We start from the raw sequence: 23,671 nt of genomic DNA, 5'->3' as shown, positions 1-23,671 counted from the left end.
GGCCGTCCGCATCCGGAATTTGGCCTTTTTCCGGTGCAACGACACTGCGCATCGTAGGATACGGCCTACCGAAAACAGACCCGGACGGTGACAGTTGACACGACCGGGATCGCTGCCGGACCATCGCCGTCGACACAGGGGCGAGCCGGCAAGGCGAAAAGGGGAATGGAATGACTGTGAGGCGCTGGTTTTTCGCAGCCGTCGGTCTGTTGCTTATGGCGGGTCTGGCGATTGACCCGGTTGCGGCGCAGACCTCCATCAAGGTGGTGGTCAACAGCAAGCCGATCACCTCCTACGACATCAAACAGCGCGCCGGACTGCTGCGGTTGACGACGGGGCGCGGTGGCGCGGCCGCGCAGCGCGCGGCAATGGAAGAGCTGATCGACGAGCAACTGAAGATGCAGGAAGCCAGCCGCGCCGGCATCCGTGTGTCCAAGGCCGAAGTCGACGAGGCCTATGCCTCGCTCGCACGGCGCGTGAAACTGTCACCGAAACAGCTTGGCCAGGCGCTGCGCCAGGCCGGCGTTCGCCCGGAAACGCTCCGCGACCGGCTGGAGGCGGAAATCGGCTGGGGCCAGATCCTGCGCGCCCGCTTCCGCCAGGAGGTGCGCATTGCCGAATCCGATGTGCTCGCCGCCCTGCGCAAGAAGGATGACGAAGACACCAGCAAGAGCATGGAATATCGGCTGCAATCGGTGATTTTCGTCATTCCGGCAAAGGCTTCCTCCTCGCTCAAGAGCCAGCGCCGCCGGGATGCGGAAAAGTTCCGCGCAGCCTTCAATTCCTGCGACCAGGCGGAAGCGCTGGCGCAGCAATACCGCGAAGTGGTGGTGCGTCCCGCTCAGTTGCGGCTTGAGACGGAACTGCCTGACGACCTGCGCCAGCTTGTGGAAAAGACCGCCGCCGGCAAGACCACCGCGCCGCAAACCACGCCGAACGGTCTCGAGATCTTCGCGGTGTGTGAAAAGCGCGAGATCGACAGCAATGCCGCCGCCCGCATGGAAGTCGAGGAAGACCTGCGCCAGAAGGAAGGCCAGCAGCTAAGCCGCCGGTACCTGCGCGAGCTGCGCAGCCGCGCGATCATCGATTACCGCTGATGAACGCCATGCGCAGCAGCATCCTGCCCCTCGCCGTGACCATGGGCGACCCGGGCGGGATCGGGCCGGACGTGACCCTTAAAGCCTATAGCGAGCGGGTCGAGCGCGACCTGCCGCCATTCTATGTCCTTGCCGACCCGGCGCTGCTTTCGGCCCGCGCCGAGCGCATGGGCCTGAAGGTCAAACTGCGTGAGGCCACGCCCGAAACGGCCCTGGAAGTCTTTCCCAATGCCTTGCCGGTGGTTCCCCTTCCCGCATCGGTGGAGGACCGCCCCGGTGTCGCCGACAGTGCCAATGCCGAAGCGGTTCTCGCCTCGATCCGCATGGCCGTTGCCGACGCGCTCGCGGGCCGCGCCGGAGCGGTGGTGACAAATCCGATCAACAAGAAGGCGCTCTACGACGCGGGCTTCGCCCATCCCGGACATACGGAGTACCTCGGCGTGCTGGCCCGCGAGGCCGGCCACGACAGCGTGCGTCCCGTGATGCTCCTGGCCGGGCCGGACCTTCTGGCGGTGCCCGTGACCATCCATATCCCGCTAAGCGCTGTCCCCGGCGCGCTGACGCGCGAGCTGATCGTCGAGACCGCCCGTGTTGTCCACACCGATCTGGTGTCGCGCTTTTGCATCGAGACGCCACGGCTGGCCCTTGCCGGGCTCAATCCGCATGCGGGCGAGAACGGCTCCATCGGTCGGGAAGATGCCGACGTCATTGCGCCCGCCGTCGCGCAGTTGCAGGCCGAGGGAATCGATGCGCGCGGACCGCTTCCCGCCGACACGATGTTTCACGAAGAGGCACGGGCGACTTACGACTGCGCCCTTGCCATGTATCACGACCAGGCACTGATCCCGGCGAAGACGCTCGCCTTCCACGACGCGGTGAACGCGACCCTTGGCCTGCCCTTCGTGCGCACCTCGCCCGATCACGGCACGGCGCTGGAGATTGCCGGCTCCGGAACGGCGCGCGCCGACAGTTTCGCCGCCGCCGTGCGGCTGGCCGCCGTCATGGCCGACCCCGGCCTGGTGGAATGAGCCAGATCGACACGCTGCCGCCGCTGCGCGACGTCATCCGCACGCATGACCTGCAGGCGCGCAAGTCGCTCGGCCAAAACTTCCTGCTCGACCTCAACCTGACCCTGCGCATCGCGCGCACCGCGGGCGACCTGACGCAGGCGACCGTGCTGGAAGTGGGACCAGGTCCCGGCGGCCTGACGCGCGCCCTGCTCGTCGCCGGCGCCAGGCGCGTGGTCGCGGTGGAAAAGGACACCCGCTGCCTGCCGGCGCTGGAGGAGATCGCGGCGCATTACCCGGGCCGGCTCGAGATCCGCAATGCCGACGCGCTGACGCTGCGGCTCTCGGAGATCGCCGACGGCGGGCCGCTGAAGATCGTCTCCAACCTGCCCTACAATGTCGGAACCCAATTGCTGCTGGACTGGGTGGCGCAAGAGAGCTGGCCGCCGGCCTGGCAATCGCTGACGCTGATGTTCCAGAAGGAAGTGGCCGAGCGGATCGTCGCCACGCCGGGATCCAAGGCCTATGGCCGGCTCGGCGTTCTCGCCGGCTGGCGCTGCCATGCGACCATCGCCTTCGATGTCGGGCCCAAGGCCTTCACACCGCCGCCGAAGGTGACCTCCGCCGTCGTCCACCTGACCCCGCGCGCCACGCCCCTGCCCTGCGATCTGAAGGCGCTGGAGCGGGTTACCGCAGCCGCCTTCGGGCAGCGGCGCAAGATGCTGCGGGCGAGCCTGAAGACCCTTGCCAGCGACGCGCAAGACCGCCTCGAGGCCGCCGGGATCGAGCCGACCCGCCGGGCGGAGGAACTGGATATCGCGGAATTCGTGAAACTGGCGCAGGCTTTCGCATAAGCCGCAGGGCCGCTGTCTCGTACCGCCAGAGGCCCGTCAGGCCCCGTCGGTTTCGCGGCGCAGATCCTCGACCATGCCCTCGATGAACGTGCCGATGGCCGGGCAGCGCTCGCGCCGCAGCCGCTCGGCGCGCAGGATCGACCGCGCCCCGTCATAGGCCCGCTGCAGGTCCTCGTTGACGATGACATAGTCGTATTTCGACCAGTGCTTCATCTCGCCGACGGCGGTCTTGAGGCGGCGCTGGATCACGTCCGGCGTGTCTTCCGCCCGCCGGTGCAGCCGCGACTTCATCTCCGCGATCGACGGCGGAAGGATGAAGACCGATACGACGTCCGGCCGCACCGCCTCATAGAGCTGGAACGTGCCCTGGATGTCGATGTCGAACAGCACGTCCTGCCCCTGGGACAGCGCTTCCTCGACCGGATCGCTCGGCGTGCCGTAGTAGTTGCCGTGGACCTCGGCCCACTCCAGCAGCTCGTTGCGGTCGCGCATCTGCTCGAAGCGCTCGCGCGTGATGAAATGGTAGTGAACGCCGTCGATCTCGCTCGATCGGCGCGGGCGGGTCGTGACGGAGATGGAGAGCTTGAGATTGCTCTCCTGCTCCAGGAGCTGGCGCGCGATGGTGGATTTTCCGGCGCCCGAGGGCGACGACAGCACGAGCATCAACCCGCGCCGCTGCGCCTCGGCCTCGTCGGCTGTGACCACCGTTCCGGTTTGCGCTTCGCTCATTCGCCCCTACTCCAGGTTCTGTATCTGCTCGCGCATCTGGTCGATCACCGTCTTGAGCTCAAGACCGATGGCGGTCAATTCGGTTCCGTTCGACTTGGAACACAGCGTGTTGGCCTCGCGGTTGAACTCCTGCGCCAGAAAATCCAGCCGCCGCCCGACCGCGCCGCCGCCGTCGAGGAGCGACAGCGCCGCCTCGACATGGGCCTGCAGCCGGTCCAGTTCCTCGCGAATATCGGCCTTGGTCGCAAGCAGCACCGCTTCCTGGTGCAACCGCTCCGCGTCGAGCGGCGCGCCGGTGCCGAGCAAGGCCTCGACCTGGGCGGCAAGCCGGGCGCGAATGGCCTGCGGGCTGCGCGACGGCGCGGCTTCCGCGGCCTGCGTCAGCCGCGCAATTTCGGCAAGCTGCCCGCGCAGGACCGTTTCGATCGCCGCACCTTCGCTGCGGCGCATGTCGACGAGCGCCTGCAGCGCCTCCGCCAGACTGGCCTTGAGCGCGGAGAGCAGGCGCTCGCGCTCGGCCGGATCCTCTTCGGGTTCTTTCCACTCGATGATGCCGCGATGGGCGAGAATGCCTTCAAGCGCCACCGGGGCTGCATCCGGCACCCGGCGGTGAACCGTCTCGAGCGCGGCGAGAAAGGCGTTCAGCGCCGCTTCGTTGATCTGGGGAACGGCCTCGCCCTGGGCCCGCTGGAAGCTCAGCCCGACGGTGACATTGCCGCGCGAAAGCAGGCCCGCGACCGTGTCTCGGCAATGGCTTTCCAGCACCTCAAGACCGGTCGGCAGGCGCAGGCGCACATCGAGCCCCTTGCCGTTGACGGAGCGCAACTCCCAGGTCCAGCGCGCGCCGCCCTCGCCCGCATCGACGCGGCCGAAGCCGGTCATGCTGGACAGCACGGCCGCGCCGCCGGACCGGCCCGCTCCGGACCCCTGTGATGACGTATCGCCCATCGGCTTGCCCCGTTTGCACCCGCCTGGAGGAACCGGCACCCGCGTGCCGTCCGCCGGCCGCCTAGCCGTCGTTGCCGCTGCCGCCGGACGTTTCGCCGGAGGAGTTCTCGCGCTCCTGCTGGCGTCGTGCCCGTTCGATCTCGCGCCACTTGATCACGTTGCGCTGATGCTGCTCGTAGGTCTCGGCGAAGACGTGACCGCCCGTGCCGTCAGCGACGAAGAACAGGTCCTTGGTGCGCGACGGATTGGCAACGGCTTCCATAGCCGCACGGCCCGGATTGCCGATCGGCCCCGGCGGCAGTCCGTCGATCTGATAGGTGTTGTAGGGATTGCGTGCGTCGAGTTGCGAACGGGTGATCCCCGAGCGATCCTGGTTCCACGCATCGCCGCCATAAAGCCCGTAGAGAATGGTCGGATCGGACTGCAGCCGCATACCGCGGCGCAGCCGGTTGACGAAGACGCCGGCGACGCGGGGCCGTTCGTCGGCGCGCGCGGTTTCCTTTTCGACCACTGACGCCAGGATCACCAGATCCTCGGGCGTCTCGATCGGCAGACCCTCGACCCGCCGGTCCCAGATCTCGGCGAGCGCCTTCTTCTGGGCCGCCTGCATCTGGTTGATGATCTGCGCCCGCGTGGCGCCGCGCGTGAAGGTATAGGTTTCCGGCAGCAGCGCCCCTTCCGGCGGGATCTCGTCGAGCTGTCCGGTCAGAACCGGATGCTCGCGCACCCGCTCGACGATCTGCTGGCTCGTCCAGCCCTCCGGCACGGTGACCGTGTGATAGACGGCCTTGCCGCTCACCAGGTCTTCCATCACCTCGCGCATCGAGCTTCCCGGCGCGAAGGCATATTCGCCAGCCTTCAGCTTGCCGGCATTCTTGTAGGCGCGCACGCCCGCCCAGAACAGATAGGCATTGTCGATGACGCCCTGGTTCTCCAGCGTGTCGGCGATCTGCTGCAGGCTCGATCCCGAGGAGATGATCACCGTCTTTTCGGAAACGGAGGGCCCCGGCGCCTCGAACTCGGCCTTGCCCCAATAGAGCAGGCCGCCGGCGGCGATGACGCCAAGTACGGCCAGCGACAGCAGGAAGTTGATGACGATGACGACCGGATTGCGCACATGGCGCGAGCGCGCGGGCGGCTGTGGCGCCGGCTCGGGCTGGATCGCCTCGCGCGGGCTCTTCGGGTTCGGCCGATACAGCGGCGTTTCGCCATCGGTACCGCTGTCGGGATCTTCGGTCGGCTTGTCGCTCATAACCCCATCCGGTCAGTTTGATCGAAGGATTGGGTTCGCCACATGCCGTGAAATTATGGCCAAACCGCGAAGCCCGTTCGTGCTGTCAGTCAGCCGGCGCGCAAGGCGCCGGCGTCAGGCCGCAACCTTGCGGAAGACGAGGGACGCATTGGTCCCGCCAAACCCGAAGGAATTGGACAGGGCCGTGTCCACCGTCATGCGCTTGGCGGTGTTCGGAACCAGGTCGATCTCGGTCTCCACGGACGGGTTTTCGAGATTGATCGTCGGCGGCACGATGTTGTCGCGCATCGCCAGCAGCGAGAAGATCGCCTCGATCGCACCGGCAGCACCCAGAAGATGCCCGGTCGAGGATTTCGTCGAGGACATGGTGAGACGCGACGCGGCATCGCCGGCGAGCCGCTGGACCGCACCGAGCTCGATCTCGTCGCCGAGCGGCGTCGAGGTGCCATGGGCGTTGACGTAATCCACCTCGCCGAGCGTCATGCCGGCGCGCTTGAGCGCGGCCTGCATGCAGCGATAGGCGCCATCGCCGTCCGACGACGGTGCGGTGATGTGATAGGCGTCGCCCGACAGGCCGTAGCCGACCACTTCGCCATAGATCTTGGCGCCGCGGGCCTTGGCACGCTCGTATTCCTCGAGCACGACCACCCCGGCGCCCTCGCCCATGACGAAACCGTCGCGGTCCTTGTCGTAGGGACGCGACGCGCCCTTGGGATTTTCGTTGAAACCGGTGGAGAGCGCCCGCGCGGCGGCAAAGCCGGCAAGCGAGATCCGGCAGACGGGAGATTCCGTGCCGCCGGCCACCATCATGTCGGCATCGTCCAGCGCGATCAGACGGGCGGCATCGCCAATGGCGTGCGAGCCGGTCGAGCAGGCGGTGACGACCGCATGATTCGGCCCCTTGAGACCGTGGCGAATGGAAACATAGCCGCCGGCGAGATTGATCAGCCGGCCGGGAATGAAGAAGGGCGACACACGTCGCGGGCCCTTGTCACGCAGGACATGCGAGGTTGTCTCTATTCCCTGAAGTCCGCCGATACCCGAACCGATCAGAACGCCGGAGCGGATCTGTTCCTCGTAGGTCTTCGGCGCCCAGCCGCAATCGCGGATCGCCTGTTCGGCGGCCGCCATCGCGAAGACGATGAAATCGTCGACCTTGCGCTGCTCCTTGGGGTCCATCCAGTCGTCGGGATTGAACGTCCCGTTGGACCCGTCGCCGCGCGGAATCTGACAGGCGATCTTGCAGGCGAGATCCTCGACTTCGAAATGCTCGACGCGGGACGCCCCGCTTTCGCCATTCAGAATTCGAGTCCAGCTTTCCTCGACACCGCACGCCATCGGCGAGACCATGCCAAGGCCAGTAACGACAACTCGCCTCATTTCATACCCGTATGTAGGCGCGCCGGATGGAGGTTCCCCATCCGGCGCGGCATTCAAAACCGATTAGCTGGCGGCCTTTTCCAGGAACTTGACCGCGTCCCCGACCGTGAGGATCGTCTCGGCCGCATCGTCCGGGATTTCAACACCGAACTCTTCCTCGAAAGCCATGACCAGCTCAACGGTGTCCAGGCTGTCGGCGCCCAGATCGTCGATGAAGCTCGCCTCCAGGGTCACCTTGTCGGCATCGACGCCGAGATGTTCGATGACGATCTTCTTTACCCGATCCGCGATGTCGCTCATTTCTGAATTCCTCGATTGCTTCCAACAGTAGTTCGCTTGATTCAGCGCTCAGCGCCGTACCTCGTACCCGATCTTCGGAACGCGGTGAAAGGGGTACCAGCCCGCACCAGGCCCGTGTCGGTTGTTTCCCCGCCGGACCGGCCACGCCCGAGCGCCGAACCTTCGTGAACGGGTCTGCTGGCCGGCGGGTTCGTAACACACTTTCCAGGGCTTGACCAGTCGCCGGCCATCCCCTGAAAGCATGCGTGGAAAGGCCACCAAAACGGCGGCATTTCCCTTTTTAGATCATGGCCATGCCGCCATTCACATGCAGCGTCTCGCCGGTCACATAGGCCGCTTCGTCGCTTGCCAGATACAGGGCCGCGGCAGCGATTTCGTCCGCCCGTCCCAACCGCCCGGCCGGAACCGATCCGAGGATCGAATCCTTCTGCTTGTCATTCAGCGCGTCGGTCATCGGCGTTTCGATGAAGCCGGGCGCGATGGTGTTGACGGTCACATTGCGGGCCGCGACCTCGCGCGCCAGCGATTTCGCCATGCCGATCATGCCGGCCTTCGCCGCAGCATAATTGGCCTGGCCGGCGTTTCCGGTCACGCCCACGACGGAGGCAATGCCGACGATGCGGCCGGAGCGGCGCTTCATCATGCCCTTGACGGCGGCGCGGCAGAGGCGAAATCCGGCCGTCAGATTGACCTCCAGAACGTCGTCCCACTCTTCATCCTTCATGCGCATGAAGATGTTGTCGCGGGTGATACCGGCATTGTTGATCAGGATGTCGACCTGGCCCATGGCGCTTTCTGCGGCCGGCACCAGGGCGTCGACCTCGTCCCGCTTCGACAGGTTTGCCGGCAGCACGTGCACGCGCTCGCCCAGTTCGCCGGCAAGCGCCTGAAGCTTCTCCGCCCGGGTGCCCGACAGCGCAACGGTCGCGCCCCTGGCATGAAGGGCACGGGCAATGGCGGCGCCAATGCCGCCGGTGGCTCCGGTCACGAGTGCGGTTTTCGAAGTCAGATCGAACATGCGCGCGAAATCCTCAAAGCTGGTTGTCTAGAACACACTGTGTCAGTTGGACTGCAAACGGTCCATCAGCGCGTCGATATCGGCGGCCGTATTCACCGGCGATCCGGTCATGTCCTTGGTGATGCGCTTGACCATGCCGCTCAGCACCTTGCCTGTGCCGATCTCGAAGGCCGTATCGACGCCCGCTTCCGCCATCCAGGAAACGGATTCGCGCCAGCGCACGGTTCCGGTCACCTGCTCGACGAGCCGCTGGCGGATGTCGGCCGGATCGCTGATCGGCGACGCCAGCACATTGGCGACGAGCGGCACCGCCGGCATCTTCATCTCCACGCCCGCCAGGGCCTCCGCCATCACGTCGGCGGCCGGCGCCATCAGCGCGCAATGGAACGGCGCGCTGACAGGCAAAAGCACGGCACGGCGCGCGCCATGGGCCTTGGCGATCTCGATCGCCCGCTCTACGGCCGACTTGTGGCCGGACACCACGACCTGCCCCGGGGCGTTGTCGTTGGCCGCCTGGCAGACCTCGCCGCCGGCCGCCTCGCGGGCAACCTCGACGGCGGCGTCGAAATCGAGGCCGAGCAGCGCCGCCATGGCGCCCTCGCCCACCGGAACCGCCTTTTGCATTGCGTCGCCGCGAATGCGCAGGAGGCGGGCAGCATCGGCAACGCTCAGCGCGCCGGCGGCGGCAAGCGCGGAATATTCTCCGAGCGAATGGCCGGCGACAAAGGCAACGGACGCCTTGAGGTCGAGACCGCGCGACTCGATCACGCGCATGGTCGCAAGGCTCACCGCCATCAGCGCCGGCTGCGCGTTGGCCGTCAGCGTGAGATCGCTTTCCGGGCCGTTCCACATCGTGTCGCTGAGCTTTTCTCCGAGCGCGTCGTCGACTTCCTGAAAGACCGCCCGTGCCTCGGCGAACTGCTCGGCCAGGTCGCGGCCCATGCCGACCGCCTGGCTTCCTTGCCCGGGGAACGTGAAAGCGATGCTCATGCCGCTGTCTCCACCTTGACTGCGCGGAGGCGGAGATGCTTCGTCTCCGGCTCCACCTTATGGGTTGGCCGCAAAGAGACGGTCACCCGCCTTTCTGTCAAGGTCGGGGGCGAAAAAAACCACACGCTTTTGCCCGCCCGGCTTGCACATGGACCGAACTGGTGTATAAGCGCCACTTCGTTCGGAACTCTGGCCGGGGGCTGAACGGAAGACCGATCGTCTAGCGGATTTCCGCCAGACTGTCGGCAGGACGGCGAAAGCGTCCGCCTTCCCGTGTCTCCGCCTTCGAAGTTGCTTCGATTTGCCTTTCTTGAAGGCTCGAAGAGGCTTAGCGCCGTGTTCCGGGGTTTATGAACCTGAAGAAAGGCACAATCCATGCCGCTTTACGAGCATGTGTTCCTGGCTCGCCAGGACGTCTCGGCCCAGCAGGTCGAGCAGATGGTCGAGCAGTACAAGGCTTTGATCGCAGAATATGAAGGCACCGTGGGCAAGGTCGAGGCCTGGGGCCTGCGCACCCTGACCTACCGCGTCAAGAAGAACCGCAAGGCGCATTACACGCTGATGAACCTCGACGCATCGCCGGCGGCGGTCGCGGAAATGGAACGTCAGATGCGCCTCAATGAGGACGTCCTGCGCTTCATGACCATCAAGGTCGACGAGCACGAGGAAGAGCCCTCCGCAATGATGCAGAAGCGCGACCGCGACGACCGCCGTGGCGGACGCGGCGGACGCGGTGAGCGTGGCGACCGCGGAGATCGCGGCGACCGCGGTGACCGTGGCGATCGCGGCCCCCGCCGCAACGACGACTAAGGAGAGAACGCAATGGTTGATATCGCTCAGCTCCCGACGCGGCGTCCCTTCTTCCGCCGTCGCAAGACCTGCCCGTTCTCCGGCGCCAATGCGCCGAAGATCGACTACAAGGACATCCGCCTGCTTCAGCGCTACATCTCGGAGCGCGGCAAGATCGTTCCGAGCCGCATCACCGCGGTGTCGGCGAAGAAGCAGCGTGAACTCGCCCGCGCCATCAAGCGCGCGCGCTTCCTCGGGCTCCTGCCCTTCGTGATCAAGTAAGATCGCGAACACCTGCAATCGGCTGGGGCCCGCCCGTTTCTAACGGGGGCCCCTAACCGCGCCGCCAGACGGTGCGGGACAGACGACAAGGACATTCGACATGCAAGTCATTCTTCTGGAGCGCGTCGCCAAGCTTGGCCAGATGGGCGAAGTGGTGAAGGTCAAGGACGGGTTCGCCCGCAACTACCTTCTGCCGCAGGGCAAGGCCCTTCGTGCCAACAAGGCCAACATGCAGCGCTTCGAAAACGAGCGCGCGCAGCTCGAGGCCCGCAACCTGGAGCGCAAGGCGGAAGCCGAAAGCGTCGCCAAGTCGCTCGACGGCACGACCTTCATCGCGATCCGCCAGGCCGGCGAAACCGGTCAGCTCTACGGTTCGGTCACCACCCGCGACATCGCCGACGCGATGACCGAGGGCGGCTTCTCCGCGTCGCGCGCCCAGGTGCGCCTCGACAAGCCGATCAAGACCATCGGCGTGCACAACGTCGTGATCGTCCTCCACCCGGAAGTGGAAGTCGAGATCAGCCTCAACATCGCCCGTTCGAACGACGAAGCCGAGCGCCAGGCGCGCGGTGAGGATCTGACGGAGCGCGACTTCGACACCTTCGAGTTCGAAGAAGAGGAAGACGAAGACGCCGAGGGCGAAGACGAGGGTGATGCCGAAGCCTCCGAGGAGCGCCCGGCCGAAGAGGAAACCCTCTGAGCCACGCCTCGCGCAACGCGCAGCGACATCAGGAAAGGCCCCGCCCGCGCGGGGCCTTTTTCGTTCAATCGCGCCTCGGGGCCTCGCCCGTCACGCCGGCGTCATCCGCCCTTGCTAGATCTCGCGGGTCGACGACGCGTCTTGCGTCCGACCACGACCCGCAAAACTCGAGCGGCCGGTTCTTCCGGCCGTTTTTTTTGCCCTGACGCCAGCGCCTGCCAGCCTGTCCCCCGGAACGAGCAATTCCCCCGTGATCTCGCCGACAACATCGGTTATGAGGAGCAGGCCTTCGCGGACCCTTGAGCGGATCCTGCAAGGCGTGGCGCCTGTGCGCGTCGCGACACGGGCGGCCACACCCAACCCCACAACGGACGAACAGACAAATGACCGTTTTCAAATCGGAGTTCTTGAAGACCCTCAGCGATCGGGGCTTCATCCATCAGATCTCGAACCCCCAGGGGCTCGACGATCTGTATCGGTCCGAGACGGTCACGGCCTATATCGGCTTCGACTGCACGGCCAAGAGCCTGCATGTCGGCTCCCTCGTCCAGATCATGATGCTACACTGGATGCAGCAGACCGGGCACCGCCCGATCGCGCTGATGGGCAGCGGCACCACGCGGATCGGCGACCCGTCGTTTCGCGACGACGCCCGCCCGCTGCTGGACGATGCCCAGATCGAGGAAAACAAGAACGGCATCCGCAAGGTGTTCGACCGCTTCCTGACCTTCGGCGACGGCCCGAAGGATGCCTTGATGCTGGACAATGCCGACTGGCTGATGGGCCTGCACTATGTCGACTTCCTGCGCGAGGTCGGGCGTCATTTCTCGGTCAACCAGATGATCCAGCGCGACGCCGTGCGGATGCGTCTGGAGCGCGAGCAGCACCTGTCGTTCCTGGAATTCAACTACATGCTGCTCCAGGGCTACGACTTCGTCGAGCTGTTCCGCCGCACCGGCTGTCGCGTCCAGATGGGCGGGTCCGACCAGTGGGGCAACATCCTGTCCGGCGTCGATCTCGGCCGGCGGATGGAGGAGGTCGAGCTCTTCGCCCTGACGACGCCGCTGCTGACCACCGCCTCGGGCGCGAAGATGGGCAAGACCGCGTCGGGCGCTGTCTGGCTCAACCCGGACATGCTGTCGGCCTATGACTACTGGCAGTTCTGGCGCAACACCGAGGACGGCGACGTGGAGCGATTCCTCAAGCTGTTCACGACGCTTCCGCTCGACGAAATCGCGCGGCTCGCAGCACTTGGCGGAGCCGAGATCAACGAGGCCAAGAAGGTCCTCGCCACCGAGGCAACCGCCATGGCGCATGGCCGCGAGGCAGCGGAAGCCGCCGGCGAAACCGCGCGCCGGGCGTTCGAGGAAGGCGCGCTGGCCGGCGGCCTGCCGACCGTCGAGATCCCGCGCGCCGATCTCGCTGAGGGCATCGGCCTGCTCGCCGCCTTCGTGACGGCCGGGCTATGCGCCTCCAACGGCGAGGTCCGCCGTCAGGTCAAGGGCGGCGGCACGCGGGTCAACGACCAGCCCGAGGGCGACGAGAAGCGCGTGCTCGGCGAAGGCGACCTGCTGGAGGACGGCGTGATCAAGCTGTCGCTCGGCAAGAAGCGGCACGTTCTGTTGAAGGCCGTCTGAGCTGCACCAGGGACCTGAAGCTGAAACGCAAACGGGCGCGAGGAACCTCCTCGCGCCCGTTCTCTTTCATGCATTGGCCCGGGAAGACCCCGGCGCCACCGACGCGCTGTCAGCCCCGCCTCTCCCGGCGATAGATCGTGTCGGTGGTGAAGATCGCCAGCGAGATCCAGATCAGCCCGAAGGTCGCGAGAAGCAGCGGCTGGATTTCCTCGCCATAGACAAAGATCGCCAGGATCAACTGCAGGCTCGGCGCCACATATTGCATCAGGCCGATCATCGACAGCGGCAACCGGCGGGCACCGGCGGCAAACAGCGCCAGCGGAAAGGCCGTGACGATGCCGGTTCCCATCAAGAGCAAAAGCAGGCCTGGATTGTCGAGCGGGAGCACATAGTTGCCTTCCCAGCCGCCGGAATAAAACAGATAGGCGAGCGCAAGCGGAGCCAGGAGCACCGATTCCACCATCAACCCCGGTGAGGCGCCGACCACCACCATCTTGCGCAGGAAGCCATAGCTCGCGAAGGTGAAGGCGAGCCCCACCGACACCCAGGGAAAGGCGTCGAGGGCCAGCGCCTGGATCGCGACCGCGAGCGCTGCAATCGCGATGGCCACCGCCTGCCAGCGGCTGATCTTCTCCTTCAGCACAATCAGCCCGAGGGCGACCGAGACGAGAGGATTGGCGAAATAGCCGAAGCTCACCTCGAGGATGCGATTGTCCGCCACCGCCCAGATGAAGATCAGCCAGTTCATGGAAATGATCGCAGCCGAAAGCGCGAGCATCGGCAGACGCTTGCGATCGCAAAGCGCGTCGCGCACCTCCCCCATCCGCCCGCGCAGGGTGAGGAAAAGCCCGAGAAACACCACCGACCAGACGATGCGATGCGCGACGACCACATCGGCTCCGACCCCGGATGTCCATTTGTAGTAGGCGGGCAGAATCCCCCAGAGACCGAAAGCCGTCAGCGCGAAAACGAGGCCGAGGCGGCGTTCGGCATCGTCCGCCTCGGTCGTGTGAGGAAGGCTCATTGCGGGTGACCTGTGCCGGCGCCGGCGGTCAACCCGCCGACTTGAGGAGCGTATAGGTGTGGGAATCGAGCAGCGCCTGGAACGACGCGTCGACGATGTTGCTTGAAACCCCGATCGTGAACCAGCGCTTATGCGTGCGCCGGTTCTGGCTCTCGATCAGGACGCGCGTGACCGCGCCGGTACCACCATTGAGGATACGCACCTTGAAATCAATCAATTCCATCTCGTCGATGCGATCCTGGAACCGTCCGAGGTCCTTGCGCAGCGCATTGTCGAGCGCGTTGACCGGGCCGTTTCCTTCCGCCACCGACATGCGGGAATCGCCATCGACATCGACTTTCACGACCGCTTCCGACACGGTGACGAGTTCGCCGAGCGCATTGTGGCGGCGCTCGACCATCACGCGGAAGGACTTTACGTCGAAATACTTCGGCACCTCGCCGAGCCGGCGGCGGGCGAGCAGTTCGAAGGAGGCATCCGCCGCTTCATAAGCGTAGCCCTGGGCCTCGCGCTCCTTGACGTCACTGAGCAGCACGTCGAGGCGCGGATCCGCCTTGTCGACGGTAATGCCGAGCCGCTTCAACTCGCCGAGCAGATTGGATTTTCCCGCCTGGTCGGACACAAGCACCCGGCGCCGGTTGCCGACGCTTTCCGGCGGCACATGCTCGTAGGTCTCCGGCTCCTTGAGGATCGCGGAGGCATGGATGCCCGCCTTGGTGGCGAAGGCATTGGCGCCGACATAGGGCGCATGGCGGTCGGGCGAGCGGTTGATGATCTCGTCAAAAGCGCGCGAGATAGCCGTTATTTCGGCCAGCGCATCGGGGGTAACGCCCAGCTCGAAGGCCTCCGAATAGGGCTTCTTCAGCATCAGCGTCGGCACGAGGGTGATGAGATTGGCGTTGCCGCAGCGTTCGCCGATGCCGTTCAGCGTGCCCTGGATCTGCCGAACGCCGGCATCGACGGCGGCCAGCGTGTTGGCAACCGCATGGCCGGTGTCGTCATGAGCGTGGATGCCGAGGTTTTCGCCCGGCACGACCTCGCGCACACTGGCGACGATCTCGCGGATTTCCGACGGCAAGGTGCCGCCGTTGGTGTCGCAAAGAACCACCCAGCGCGCCCCGGCCTCGTAGGCTGTGCGCGCACAGGCGAGCGCATAGTCGGGATTGGCCTTGTAGCCGTCGAAGAAGTGCTCGCAATCGATCAATGATTCGCGCCCCGAGGCCCGCACCGCCTCCACGCTTTCGCGGATCGACACGAGGTTGTCCTCGTTGGAACAGCCGAGCGCGACCTTGACGTGATAGTCCCAGGCCTTGGCAACGAGACAGACCGCATCCGCCTTGGAGCCGAGCACAAGCTGAAGCCCCGGATCGTTCGCCGCCGAGCGTCCGGCGCGCTTGGTCATGCCGAAGGCGGTGAAGGTTGCCGCCTGCGTGCGCTTTTCCGCGAAAAACGCCGTGTCGGTCGGGTTCGCGCCGGGGTAGCCGCCTTCCACATAATCGACCCCGAGCCGCTCCAGCAGCTCGGAAATCACGATCTTTTCCTCCACCGAGAAATCGATGCCCGCCGTCTGCGCGCCGTCGCGCAGGGTGGTGTCGAAGAGGGTGAGGCGCTCGCGTGTCATGTCTTCTTGTCCTTGGGGCCGCCGGTGTTTCATCAAAACCGGTCTTTCGGGATTTCAATCGTTGGAGGACGGGCCGGCCTTCGACCAGGCATCGCCCGCCCACTCCTTGGGCGGCCAGCTGTCGGTGTCGCGGTCGGGGTGCTGGTGGCTGACGATGCTGTCGAGAAAGGCGGCGGCCTCGAGATCGTCCAGCGTGCGTCGTGCCGGCAGGTCCGCCAGCGCGTCGACATAGCCAAGCTTGGCTTCGACGCCGTATTGGATCGTCGGCGAAATGGTTTCGGGATGGTCGAAGGCGCCGATCGCCAGAGCGACCGAGCCGTCCGGCTCCTCATAGGTCAGCGGGGTGCCGCAGGCGGGGCAAAACCCGCGCGACACATGGTTGGAGGAGCGGAATCTTGCCGGCGCGCCGCCGCGCGTCCACTCGAGCGTCCCCTTCGGAACACCGACGAGCGCGCCGAAGAACCCGCCGAACGCCTTTTGGCACATGCGGCAGTGGCAGATCGAGGCCGTGCCCAGCGGTCCCGTCACCCGGAACCGCAGCGCCCCGCACTGGCAGCCGCCGGTGTGGATCTGCGAAGTGCTCATGCCGTGTCTCCTGTTCCGCAGGCGTCCAGGATCTTTCGGCAGACGCCATCAAGCTCGTCGAGCACGTCCGCGTTCCAGAAGCGCAGCACGGTCCAGCCAAGCGCTGACAGCCGCGCGTCCCGCAGGCGGTCGGCATCGACGCCATCCGCCGCTCCATGCTGCGATCCGTCGAGCTCGACGATGAGTTTGTGTGACGGGGCGGCGAAATCGACGATGTAGCCGGCAATCGGCATCTGCCGGCGAAACGCGATGCCGTCGAGCCTGTGGCCCCGAAGGGCGTTCCACAGCTTCTTCTCGGCCGGGGTCATCGTCTTTCGAAGAGATCTCGCGTTCGCGCGCAGGGACCTGGACACGTCACGATGAGGCATGCCCGCACCTCCCGGCATTGAAGCGTTTTCCGAAACCCATTCCCGACCGCGGTTCGACACACCGCCAAGCCCCGCGCACCCCTCTTCCCCCTTGAGGGGAAGATGTCTTCGAAGGAGACAGAGGGGGGGCACGGAAGTCGCCTTCAAGCTCGGTCCCTGCGGAGAGGCTGCATACCCCCCTCTGTCGGCAAATGCCGACATCTCCCCCTCAGGGGGGGAGATTGGAGAGCGGGGCTTTCGCTCGGGCGAAGGAACCGAGGTCTTTGAACGGGGCTGATTGTGGAGCGGCGCAGACACGGCACCCCGCCACACGGAGACCGCCCGACCCGTCGCACGACGCTGCCCCAAGCACCCCTCTCCCCCCTTGAGGGGGAGATGTCTCCGAAGGAGACAGAGGGGGGTAACGGAGGTCCCCTGCAAGCTCAGTCCGCGCGGAGAGGCTGCATCCCCCCCTCTGTCGGCGAATGCCGACATCTCCCCCTCACGGGGGGAGATTGGAGAGCGGGGCTTTCGCTCGGGCAAAGGAACCCAAGTCTTTGAACGGGACTGATCCTGCACCTGCGCAGACCCGCCACCCCGCCGCCACGCAGACAACGCCCGACCCGACACACCGCCCATCCCCACGCGCCCCTCTCCCCCCTTGAGGGGGAGATGTCTCCGAAGGAGACAGAGGGGGGCAACGGAGGTCGCCTCCAAGCTCGGTCCGCGCGGAGAAGCTCCATCCCCCCCTCTGTCGGCAAAAGCCGACATCTCCCCCTCAGGGGGGGAGATTGGAGAGCGGGGCATGGTCACCGCTTCACCTCCCAGGTGGTGGTGCGCTTGCCGGTGTCCGGGTCCTTGCCGTCCTTGAGCAGAATGCCCTCGGCTGCCAGTTCGTCGCGAATGCGGTCGGCCTCGGCCCAGTTCTTTGCCTCGATCACGGCGAGACGGTCGGCCACGCGCTTGTCGATGGCGGAAGCATCGACACCATTGCTGACGCGGTCGGCGGTTGCCGCCTCATGGGCCTGCATTGCATCAAAGGAAACCACTCCCAGGAACGACAGTGCCGCGAACAGACGATGGGCAGCGCCAATGTCTCCGGCTGCCGCCTTCGAAAGTCCGTGCAGGACAGGGAGAACACCGGCGAAGGACAGGTCGTTGCACAGCCCCTCGACGACCTCGTCCGGGACCACAATCCCCTCGTAGTCGGCCCGGTTTGCATCCGAGAACACCATACCGCCGTCGAGCAGGCTGTCCTTCCATCCCGACAGGATGCCATGCGCCTCCTCCAGCCGCTTGACCGAGAAGTCGATCGGCTCGCGGTAGTGGGTCATCAGCATGGCGAGGCGCAGCACCTCGCCGGGCCATTTGCGCCCGCCGAAGGTCTCGGTCGCCAGCAGGTCGTGGATGGTGACGAAGTTGCCCTCGGACTTGGACATCTTCTTCCCCTCCACCTGGACGAAGCCGTTGTGGAGCCAGACGCTCGCCATCTTGTCCGTGCCATGGGCGCAGCAGGACTGGGCGATCTCGTTCTCGTGGTGCGGGAAGATCAGGTCGAGACCGCCCCCGTGAATGTCGAACGTCTCACCCAGATGCGCCTCGCTCATCACCGAGCACTCGATGTGCCAGCCGGGACGGCCACGCCCCCAGGGGCTCTCCCAGCCGGGCTCCGCGTCGGAGGAGAGCTTCCACAGCACAAAATCGCCCGGATTTTTCTTGTGTTCGTCGACAGCAATGCGCGCACCGGCGCGCTGGTCTTCGAGATTGCGCTTGGAGAGCCCGCCGTAGGTCGGCATGGAGGCGACGTCGAACAGCACCTCGCCTTGCGCCACATAGGCATGGCCCTTGGCGATCAGCGTCTCGATCATCGCGATCATGCCCGGAATATGCTGGGTCGCGCGCGGCTCCACGCTGGGCTCGAGGCAGCCGAGCGCCTTCACATCGGCGTGGAACTGGTCGGCGGTCTTTTTCGTGACGCGCGCAATCGCCTCGTTCAGCGGAAGATCGGGATAGTCGCGCAGCGCCCGCGCGTTGATCTTGTCGTCGACGTCGGTGATGTTGCGCACATAGGTGACATGCTCCGCGCCGTAAAGATGGCGCAGCAGCCGGAACAGCACGTCGAAGACGATCACCGGCCGGGCATTGCCGATATGGGCGAAGTCATAGACCGTCGGCCCGCAGACATATATGCGCACGTTCGACGGGTCCTCCGGCACGAAGAGGTCCTTCGAACGGGTCAAGGTGTTGGTGAGCTTCAAAGGATGCTTGGAATGCATGATCGGTCGTCTCCTGGCCGTCTGGCCGGGGCGTCCGTCTCATCTCCGGTGGGGAGGAGCATCGAGCATGAGGGGAACGGCCACAGCCAGCTTTGTCGCTAGCTGCAAATAATGAGGATCGAAATGAGGGTCCGCTTGGCCGTTGTCATGAAACGTGTTCTGACCCGTTTGCCCCGCGTGGTCAAGTCCGCAGTCCGTGCAAGCCTCGCGGAAGCAGGATGCGCGGGCGACTGCCGCCGGTGGAACGACCGCGGGTCAGGTCTCGTTCCCTCCCCAAAGCTCATGTAGAGTGACAATGCGTCCGGCTTGGGACAGGAGGAAACACATGCGCATGGCACCCACCACTGACCCCGGGCAACCGTCGTTGCCGCCCGTCGCCAATGCCGTCCCACGGCGCCGGTTTTCGCGTGCCCCGACGCATCAACTTGCGCTCGCGATCGCCGTTTTCACAGCCTTGGTCGCGGCCTCGCCCTTCACAGGCGCCAGCCTCGCGCAGGAAACCGGCGGTCAGGCGGAACCGGCCGCCGCCACCGGAACCCCGCCGGCAGCCGGCGCGCTGCCGGCCGCACAGGCCCCAGCCGCGGTCCTGCCGACCGATCCGCTGGCAATGGCGATCGCGCGCGAATTGTCCACCGCCGACACGCTGATGCTGGACGCCGCCTTCAACGCCGGCAGCGAGGAGGAACTGCAGCTCGGCGTTCAGGAGTTCTACGAAGGTCGCGTGTTCCAGCCGCTGTGGGTCTCGCAAGAAGGGCTCACGCCCCATGGCGAACTGCTGATCAAGGCCTTCGAGGACGCCCGCGCCCATGCGCTCGACCCCGCCGCCTATGATCCGGACCGGCTGTTCCAGATCGCCTTCAATGCAAGCGGCATCGACGAGATCGCCGCCGTCGAGGTGGCGCTGTCCAACAGCTACATCACCTATGCCAATGACATGGTCGCCGGCCGCGTCAAGCCGAACGAGGTGAATCCGTCGCTCAACCTTTTCCCGCAAGCTCCCGATCCGGCGTCGCTTCTGGAGATGGTGGAATCGAGCGAGGACTTCGCCCTCACCCTGGACGCCCTGTCGCCGAACACGCCCAACTACGCAAGGCTGAAAGAGCGGCTCGCCGACTACCGGGCCAAGGCCGCCGCCGGCGGCTTTACACTGATCCCTGCAGGCGAGACCCTGAAGCCCGGCATGAGCGACCCGCGCCTCGACGCCTTGCGCGAACGCCTTGCCCAGCAGGATCTCTTCACCGCCGGCAGCCACCAGGGCGATGTCTACGACGGCGCGCTGGTTGCGGCGGTGGAGCTGTTTCAGGAGCGTCACGGCCTCGACGTCGACGGCATCATCGGCAAGAACACGCTCGCGGAAATCAACGTGCCCATCGAGACGCGCATCGAGCAGATGGAGCTCAACATGGAGCGCCGCCGCTGGATGCCGGACGATCTCGGCGACCGCTATGTCTTCGTCAACCTCGCCGACCAGAATCTCAAGGTCGTGAAGAACGACAAGACCGTTCACACCGCCCGCGTCATCGTCGGCAAGCCGTATCACGCAACCCCGGTGTTTTCCGACCAGATCACCTATGCCGAGGTCAATCCGTTCTGGACGGTGCCCTACTCCATCGCCACCAAGGAATATCTGCCGCAGTTGCAACGCAATCCGGGCGCGCTTCTGTCGAAGGACATCCGCGTCTTCTCGGGCAACCGCGAGGTCGACCCCTATGCCGTGAACTGGCAGGCCTACGGGCGCGGCAACTTCCCCTTCACGCTGCGCCAGGATCCCGGCGACGGCAATGCGCTCGGCCGCATCAAGTTCATGTTTCCGAACAAGTTCAACATCTACATTCACGACACGCCGTCGAAATCGCTGTTTGCCCGGTCGCAGCGCTCCTTCAGCCATGGCTGCATCCGCACGGAAAATCCCTTCGATCTCGGCGAGGTGCTGCTGGGCGAGGACGGCTGGACGAAGGACAAGCTGCTGTCGGTCCGCTCGACCGGGAAACGCCGCGTGATCAAGCTGACCGAGCCGATCCCGGTGCATCTGACCTATCTGACAGCCTGGGTGAACAAGGACGGTTCGACCCATTTCCGCCGCGACATCTACGACCGCGACAAGGTCCTGAAAAAGGCGATTGCCGCGCTGGCGCCGGTGAAGCTCTGACCGGCGTTCGAGCGGGAAAAACAGCAGACAAAATAAAGGGTTGATCCGGTTTTCCGACTCAACCTTTCAAGGCAGTACCTTGCATGGCGCGTCGTCACGGCGCGCGCGTTAAGGATGCTGAACCGCAGATAAACGCCGCCCTCAGGACGGGTTCACGGCGCAACTGGCAGGATCTCACCACGATCAAGTCTCGCGTATCGGAGCCTGTCATGTTCCCTGTTCTTCGCCCCCTGCTTTGCCAGACCCTCACCGCCACCCTTCTCGGCGCACTTCTGCTTGTCCCCGTCGCGGCCTTCGTCCTCTCCGGGGACCGCGCCGACACGGCCCGCAGCCGGCTTGCGGCGGTCGAGTCGTGCGACTTCGCCTCCAACGGTTGCGCAGCCGCATCACACTGGCGTGAAACCCGTTTTCCTCGCAGGTGAACGCTTGCACCGGACCCCGGGTTGGATTCTAATGCGGCAGCGATTTGCGTGCCCGCGAGAAAGCCACATTCCCGCGCAAGGCTTCACAAAAGCCGCATCCGGACAAAAACCGCATCCGGGCCACGAGAGAACCACAGGGCCGCGCAAGCCGCAGCGGAAGGACAATGATGATCAACGCGCTTCAGGAAAAAGCCGAAGACGCAGCGGGCTTTCTCAAGATGCTCGCCTCCGGCCCCCGTCTCATGCTGCTGTGCCATATGGCGAACGGCGAAACCAACGTCGGCCAGCTTGCCGAGATGACCGGAATGCGCATGCCGACGGTCTCCCAGCAACTCGCGCTGTTGCGCGCGCAGGGACTTGTGCGCACCCGCCGTGACGGGACGACGATCTACTACAGCTTGGACAGCGAGATCGCGCAGGACGTTCTGGCGCTCTTGCAGAAGCACTTCTGCCCGCCGGAAACGGACGCAACGACCGCCACCGCGCGCGAGACCGAACACGCCGGGTGACCGGCCCCTCCAACTGACCGGCCCCGCCTCAGGCGCCGGTCAAGATCCTGTCCAGCGCCTCCAACCGGTGAGCATCAGTTCTCCATCCAGTCGGAACAGCGCGGCGCCTCGGCTTCGCCCCACGGCATGATCGGCACGGTGGACGTGGAGTTCTTCGGGCTGCCCTCGATGATCTTGTCGGAGTAGACCAGATAGACCAGCACGTTGCGCTTGGCATCGCAGCCGCGCACGATGCGCATCTTCTTGAACAGGAACGAGCGGCGCTGGCGGAACACCTCGTCGCCCTGTTCGAATTTCTCCGAAAAGCTCACCGGTCCGACCTGCCGGCAGGCGAGCGAGATGTCGGAGACCTCCTCGGCCACGCCGAGCCATCCCGAGACCCCGCCCTTTTCCGGCACCGTGAAATGACAGGCCACGCCCTTCACCAGCGGATCGTCGACCGCATAGGTGGCGAGCTTGTGGTCCGGCGTCAGCAGTTTCCAGACGGTCGATTTCTTGAAGATGAGATCCGGCTCTTCCTGCGCGAATGCGACAGACGACACGACGAGTGACGCCGAAATAACGAGGGGCGTGACCAGGGCACGGGCAAGGGATCGCATTCGCAGTCTCCAGATCTGTTTCAAACGCGGTTCGGCGTCCCCTCGATATGGGGGGCAAGACATCACAGCACCACCCCGACGAGGCGCGCCAGAACCAGAAGCGGCGCCGGTGTTCCAAGAAGGACAAGCGTCGCGAGGCTGACGAAGCCAAGGCCGGCAACGACCTGCGCCAGCCGCCTGCGCCCCTCGCCGCGCGCCATGCGCCAGATCACGCCATGAAGCACGACGATCAGGGCGGCGAAGAGGCCGGAGAGAAGAAACGGCGCGACGGCGGATGCCTCCGGCGCCCCCGTCAGTGCCGCCTGGGGCAGCAGCGCCGGCAGATACGATGCCGCGACCGGCAGAACGAGCACATGCGTGAGCACCGTCCAGACAAGGGCAACGCTTTGGGGCGGGGCGGCGGGTTTTGGCGTCGACATGGCGGGCGGGCGGTTCCTTGGGGTGACTGTCAGGGGTCGTGGTGCCATGCGCCGTGGCGATAGGCAAGCGCCCGTCTTGGCCGGCAAAGCCCCTTTCCCCGCGCGACGCGAAGCGGTTACACTTGCCACGATACACACGAACGATTGCGACTGCCCGACGGGCTGTTTTCCCGCCCGCTCCATTGGACCGCCTCATGACGCCTCCTTCTCCGCCGCTCGAGCTTGAGACCTTCCTGCCCTACCGGCTGAATATCCTGGCGGAAACGGTGAGCCAGTCGCTCGCCGGCGTCTATCGCCGCCGCTACGGCATCACGGTTCCCGAATGGCGCTTGCTCGCCACGCTCGGACAGTTCGGCACGGTTACGGCCAAGGGGGTCGGACAGCACAGCCGGATGCACAAGACCAAAGTCTCGCGCGCGGCCGCAGCGCTGGAGGCACGCGCGCTGATCCGGCGCGAGCCGAACAGCCAGGACATGCGCGAGAGCTTTCTCGCGCTGACGGACGAAGGGCGCCGGATCTACGAGACCCTCGCCCCGCAGGCGTGCGCATTTGCAAAGGCCCTCGTTGCCGATTTTTCGGCTTCCGACTGCGCGCTACTCGACGAGTTGCTGGACCGGCTGATGCTGCGCGCCCAGGCGCTGACGCGCGAAATGGCGGACTGACCGGGCCGTCCGGCTCCGGCCGTCTCCCGCGGTTTCCCCCGCCCCTCGCCGGCGAGCCATTAGGCCGCAGTTTAC

The 23,671-nt window shown here is 65.5% G+C and carries 24 protein-coding genes; 10 read left to right on the top strand and 14 right to left on the bottom strand.

From position 1 onward, the window contains the following. Positions 1–170: 170 nt before the first annotated feature. Genes LC092_RS04170 through rsmA form a run of 3 tightly spaced genes read left to right on the top strand, consistent with a single transcriptional unit; the run spans position 171 to position 2,958 of the window. On the top strand, positions 171–1,097 hold the full coding sequence (locus LC092_RS04170) for a peptidylprolyl isomerase (protein ID WP_224805178.1): 927 nt from the start codon (positions 171–173) through the stop codon (positions 1,095–1,097). Between the two features lie 8 nt (positions 1,098–1,105). Further along, entirely contained in the window at positions 1,106–2,125 is a 1,020-nt protein-coding gene (gene pdxA, locus LC092_RS04165) for a 4-hydroxythreonine-4-phosphate dehydrogenase PdxA (RefSeq protein WP_224805177.1), read from the top strand. Next, the gene (gene rsmA, locus LC092_RS04160) at positions 2,122–2,958 is read left to right on the top strand and encodes a 16S rRNA (adenine(1518)-N(6)/adenine(1519)-N(6))-dimethyltransferase RsmA (protein ID WP_224805176.1); all 837 of its coding nucleotides are present in this window, start codon (positions 2,122–2,124) and stop codon (positions 2,956–2,958) included. The genes pdxA and rsmA overlap by 4 nt, the downstream gene beginning before the upstream one ends. Before the next feature lie 36 nt (positions 2,959–2,994). Here rsmA and gmk read toward each other — a convergent pair whose 3' ends face one another. The 7 genes from gmk to fabD all read right to left on the bottom strand — a co-directional run bounded on the left by gmk (position 2,995) and on the right by fabD (position 9,575). Beyond that, positions 2,995–3,687 (bottom strand): guanylate kinase, encoded by a 693-nt coding sequence (gene gmk / locus LC092_RS04155; protein WP_224805175.1) that lies wholly within the window; start codon positions 3,685–3,687, stop codon positions 2,995–2,997. Positions 3,688–3,693: 6 nt separating this feature from the next. Next, complete coding sequence (locus LC092_RS04150) at positions 3,694–4,635, bottom strand: YicC/YloC family endoribonuclease (protein ID WP_224805174.1); 942 nt, start codon at positions 4,633–4,635, stop codon at positions 3,694–3,696. A 61-nt stretch (positions 4,636–4,696) separates the two neighbouring features. Next, positions 4,697–5,887, bottom strand: a complete 1,191-nt coding sequence (mltG, locus tag LC092_RS04145) for an endolytic transglycosylase MltG (protein ID WP_224805173.1) — start codon at positions 5,885–5,887, stop codon at positions 4,697–4,699. Positions 5,888–6,001: 114 nt separating this feature from the next. Continuing rightward, complete coding sequence (gene fabF / locus LC092_RS04140; RefSeq protein WP_224805172.1) at positions 6,002–7,267, bottom strand: beta-ketoacyl-ACP synthase II; 1,266 nt, start codon at positions 7,265–7,267, stop codon at positions 6,002–6,004. A 63-nt stretch (positions 7,268–7,330) separates the two neighbouring features. Further along, positions 7,331–7,567: an acyl carrier protein gene (locus LC092_RS04135; RefSeq protein WP_029057379.1), complete on the bottom strand. Its 237-nt coding sequence runs from the start codon at positions 7,565–7,567 to the stop codon at positions 7,331–7,333. A 280-nt stretch (positions 7,568–7,847) separates the two neighbouring features. Then, positions 7,848–8,585 carry a 3-oxoacyl-[acyl-carrier-protein] reductase gene (gene fabG / locus LC092_RS04130; protein ID WP_224805171.1) on the bottom strand — a complete coding sequence of 246 codons (738 nt, stop codon included), beginning with the start codon at positions 8,583–8,585 and terminating at the stop codon, positions 7,848–7,850. Positions 8,586–8,627: 42 nt separating this feature from the next. Further along, positions 8,628–9,575, bottom strand: a complete 948-nt coding sequence (gene fabD / locus LC092_RS04125; protein WP_224805170.1) for an ACP S-malonyltransferase — start codon at positions 9,573–9,575, stop codon at positions 8,628–8,630. Between the two features lie 375 nt (positions 9,576–9,950). On the opposite strand from fabD, the gene rpsF reads away from it, so the two are divergent. The 4 genes from rpsF (at position 9,951) to tyrS (ending at position 12,983) form a co-directional block, all read left to right on the top strand. Beyond that, entirely contained in the window at positions 9,951–10,385 is a 435-nt protein-coding gene (gene rpsF / locus LC092_RS04120; RefSeq protein WP_224805169.1) for a 30S ribosomal protein S6, read from the top strand. A gap of 12 nt (positions 10,386–10,397) precedes the next feature. After that, positions 10,398–10,646, top strand: coding sequence for a 30S ribosomal protein S18 (gene rpsR / locus LC092_RS04115; RefSeq protein ID WP_029057383.1), 249 nt, complete (start codon positions 10,398–10,400; stop codon positions 10,644–10,646). A 100-nt stretch (positions 10,647–10,746) separates the two neighbouring features. After that, on the top strand, positions 10,747–11,346 hold the full coding sequence (gene rplI / locus LC092_RS04110; RefSeq protein ID WP_224805168.1) for a 50S ribosomal protein L9: 600 nt from the start codon (positions 10,747–10,749) through the stop codon (positions 11,344–11,346). A gap of 383 nt (positions 11,347–11,729) precedes the next feature. Further along, on the top strand, positions 11,730–12,983 hold the full coding sequence (tyrS, locus tag LC092_RS04105) for a tyrosine--tRNA ligase (protein WP_224805167.1): 1,254 nt from the start codon (positions 11,730–11,732) through the stop codon (positions 12,981–12,983). Positions 12,984–13,092: 109 nt separating this feature from the next. On the opposite strand, the gene rarD is transcribed toward tyrS, so the two are convergent. The 5 genes from rarD to cysS form a co-directional block, all read right to left on the bottom strand. Continuing rightward, positions 13,093–14,007 (bottom strand): EamA family transporter RarD, encoded by a 915-nt coding sequence (gene rarD, locus LC092_RS04100; RefSeq protein WP_224805166.1) that lies wholly within the window; start codon positions 14,005–14,007, stop codon positions 13,093–13,095. Positions 14,008–14,035: 28 nt separating this feature from the next. Beyond that, on the bottom strand, positions 14,036–15,628 hold the full coding sequence (gene cimA, locus LC092_RS04095) for a citramalate synthase (protein WP_224805165.1): 1,593 nt from the start codon (positions 15,626–15,628) through the stop codon (positions 14,036–14,038). Positions 15,629–15,682: 54 nt separating this feature from the next. Continuing rightward, complete coding sequence (locus LC092_RS04090; protein ID WP_224805164.1) at positions 15,683–16,213, bottom strand: GFA family protein; 531 nt, start codon at positions 16,211–16,213, stop codon at positions 15,683–15,685. Next, complete coding sequence (locus LC092_RS04085; RefSeq protein ID WP_224805163.1) at positions 16,210–16,581, bottom strand: endonuclease domain-containing protein; 372 nt, start codon at positions 16,579–16,581, stop codon at positions 16,210–16,212. The genes LC092_RS04090 and LC092_RS04085 overlap by 4 nt, the downstream gene beginning before the upstream one ends. Positions 16,582–17,369: 788 nt before the next feature. Further along, positions 17,370–18,836, bottom strand: a complete 1,467-nt coding sequence (gene cysS, locus LC092_RS04080) for a cysteine--tRNA ligase (RefSeq protein WP_224805162.1) — start codon at positions 18,834–18,836, stop codon at positions 17,370–17,372. 331 nt (positions 18,837–19,167) lie between these two features. On the opposite strand from cysS, the gene LC092_RS04075 reads away from it, so the two are divergent. Both LC092_RS04075 and LC092_RS04070 read left to right on the top strand, forming a co-directional pair. Continuing rightward, the gene (locus LC092_RS04075; RefSeq protein ID WP_224805161.1) at positions 19,168–20,985 is read left to right on the top strand and encodes a L,D-transpeptidase family protein; all 1,818 of its coding nucleotides are present in this window, start codon (positions 19,168–19,170) and stop codon (positions 20,983–20,985) included. A 586-nt stretch (positions 20,986–21,571) separates the two neighbouring features. After that, entirely contained in the window at positions 21,572–21,916 is a 345-nt protein-coding gene (locus LC092_RS04070; RefSeq protein WP_224805160.1) for an ArsR/SmtB family transcription factor, read from the top strand. 74 nt (positions 21,917–21,990) lie between these two features. On the opposite strand, the gene LC092_RS04065 is transcribed toward LC092_RS04070, so the two are convergent. Then, entirely contained in the window at positions 21,991–22,515 is a 525-nt protein-coding gene (locus LC092_RS04065) for a CreA family protein (protein ID WP_224805159.1), read from the bottom strand. A gap of 62 nt (positions 22,516–22,577) precedes the next feature. Further along, positions 22,578–22,934 carry a hypothetical protein gene (locus LC092_RS04060; RefSeq protein WP_224805158.1) on the bottom strand — a complete coding sequence of 119 codons (357 nt, stop codon included), beginning with the start codon at positions 22,932–22,934 and terminating at the stop codon, positions 22,578–22,580. Positions 22,935–23,128: 194 nt separating this feature from the next. On the opposite strand from LC092_RS04060, the gene LC092_RS04055 reads away from it, so the two are divergent. Next, positions 23,129–23,596 (top strand): MarR family winged helix-turn-helix transcriptional regulator, encoded by a 468-nt coding sequence (locus LC092_RS04055; protein WP_224805157.1) that lies wholly within the window; start codon positions 23,129–23,131, stop codon positions 23,594–23,596. The last annotated feature ends 75 nt before the right edge of the window (positions 23,597–23,671 follow it).

This window comes from Stappia stellulata (genome assembly GCF_020176715.1).
GTDB lineage: Bacteria > Pseudomonadota > Alphaproteobacteria > Rhizobiales > Stappiaceae > Stappia.
This window is presented reverse-complemented; position numbering and strand designations above follow the sequence as displayed.

Bases quoted from the DNA above. Each gene is read 5' to 3' on its own strand.
- LC092_RS04075 (WP_224805161.1), top strand. From the start codon at position 19,168: ATGGCACCCACCACTGACCCCGGGCAACCGTCGTTGCCGCCCGTCGCC.
- rpsF (WP_224805169.1), top strand. From the start codon at position 9,951: ATGCCGCTTTACGAGCATGTGTTCCTGGCTCGCCAGGACGTCTCGGCC.
- tyrS (WP_224805167.1), top strand. From the start codon at position 11,730: ATGACCGTTTTCAAATCGGAGTTCTTGAAGACCCTCAGCGATCGGGGC.
- fabD (WP_224805170.1), bottom strand. From the start codon at position 9,575: ATGAGCATCGCTTTCACGTTCCCCGGGCAAGGAAGCCAGGCGGTCGGC.
- LC092_RS04170 (WP_224805178.1), top strand. From the start codon at position 171: ATGACTGTGAGGCGCTGGTTTTTCGCAGCCGTCGGTCTGTTGCTTATG.
- fabF (WP_224805172.1), bottom strand. From the start codon at position 7,267: ATGAGGCGAGTTGTCGTTACTGGCCTTGGCATGGTCTCGCCGATGGCG.
- LC092_RS04065 (WP_224805159.1), bottom strand. From the start codon at position 22,515: ATGCGATCCCTTGCCCGTGCCCTGGTCACGCCCCTCGTTATTTCGGCG.
- fabG (WP_224805171.1), bottom strand. From the start codon at position 8,585: ATGTTCGATCTGACTTCGAAAACCGCACTCGTGACCGGAGCCACCGGC.
- LC092_RS04150 (WP_224805174.1), bottom strand. From the start codon at position 4,635: ATGGGCGATACGTCATCACAGGGGTCCGGAGCGGGCCGGTCCGGCGGC.
- gmk (WP_224805175.1), bottom strand. From the start codon at position 3,687: ATGAGCGAAGCGCAAACCGGAACGGTGGTCACAGCCGACGAGGCCGAG.
- rsmA (WP_224805176.1), top strand. From the start codon at position 2,122: ATGAGCCAGATCGACACGCTGCCGCCGCTGCGCGACGTCATCCGCACG.
- LC092_RS04135 (WP_029057379.1), bottom strand. From the start codon at position 7,567: ATGAGCGACATCGCGGATCGGGTAAAGAAGATCGTCATCGAACATCTC.
- rplI (WP_224805168.1), top strand. From the start codon at position 10,747: ATGCAAGTCATTCTTCTGGAGCGCGTCGCCAAGCTTGGCCAGATGGGC.
- LC092_RS04090 (WP_224805164.1), bottom strand. From the start codon at position 16,213: ATGAGCACTTCGCAGATCCACACCGGCGGCTGCCAGTGCGGGGCGCTG.
- mltG (WP_224805173.1), bottom strand. From the start codon at position 5,887: ATGAGCGACAAGCCGACCGAAGATCCCGACAGCGGTACCGATGGCGAA.
- LC092_RS04055 (WP_224805157.1), top strand. From the start codon at position 23,129: ATGACGCCTCCTTCTCCGCCGCTCGAGCTTGAGACCTTCCTGCCCTAC.
- rpsR (WP_029057383.1), top strand. From the start codon at position 10,398: ATGGTTGATATCGCTCAGCTCCCGACGCGGCGTCCCTTCTTCCGCCGT.
- cysS (WP_224805162.1), bottom strand. From the start codon at position 18,836: ATGCATTCCAAGCATCCTTTGAAGCTCACCAACACCTTGACCCGTTCG.
- LC092_RS04060 (WP_224805158.1), bottom strand. From the start codon at position 22,934: ATGTCGACGCCAAAACCCGCCGCCCCGCCCCAAAGCGTTGCCCTTGTC.
- LC092_RS04085 (WP_224805163.1), bottom strand. From the start codon at position 16,581: ATGCCTCATCGTGACGTGTCCAGGTCCCTGCGCGCGAACGCGAGATCT.
- rarD (WP_224805166.1), bottom strand. From the start codon at position 14,007: ATGAGCCTTCCTCACACGACCGAGGCGGACGATGCCGAACGCCGCCTC.
- cimA (WP_224805165.1), bottom strand. From the start codon at position 15,628: ATGACACGCGAGCGCCTCACCCTCTTCGACACCACCCTGCGCGACGGC.
- LC092_RS04070 (WP_224805160.1), top strand. From the start codon at position 21,572: ATGATGATCAACGCGCTTCAGGAAAAAGCCGAAGACGCAGCGGGCTTT.
- pdxA (WP_224805177.1), top strand. From the start codon at position 1,106: ATGCGCAGCAGCATCCTGCCCCTCGCCGTGACCATGGGCGACCCGGGC.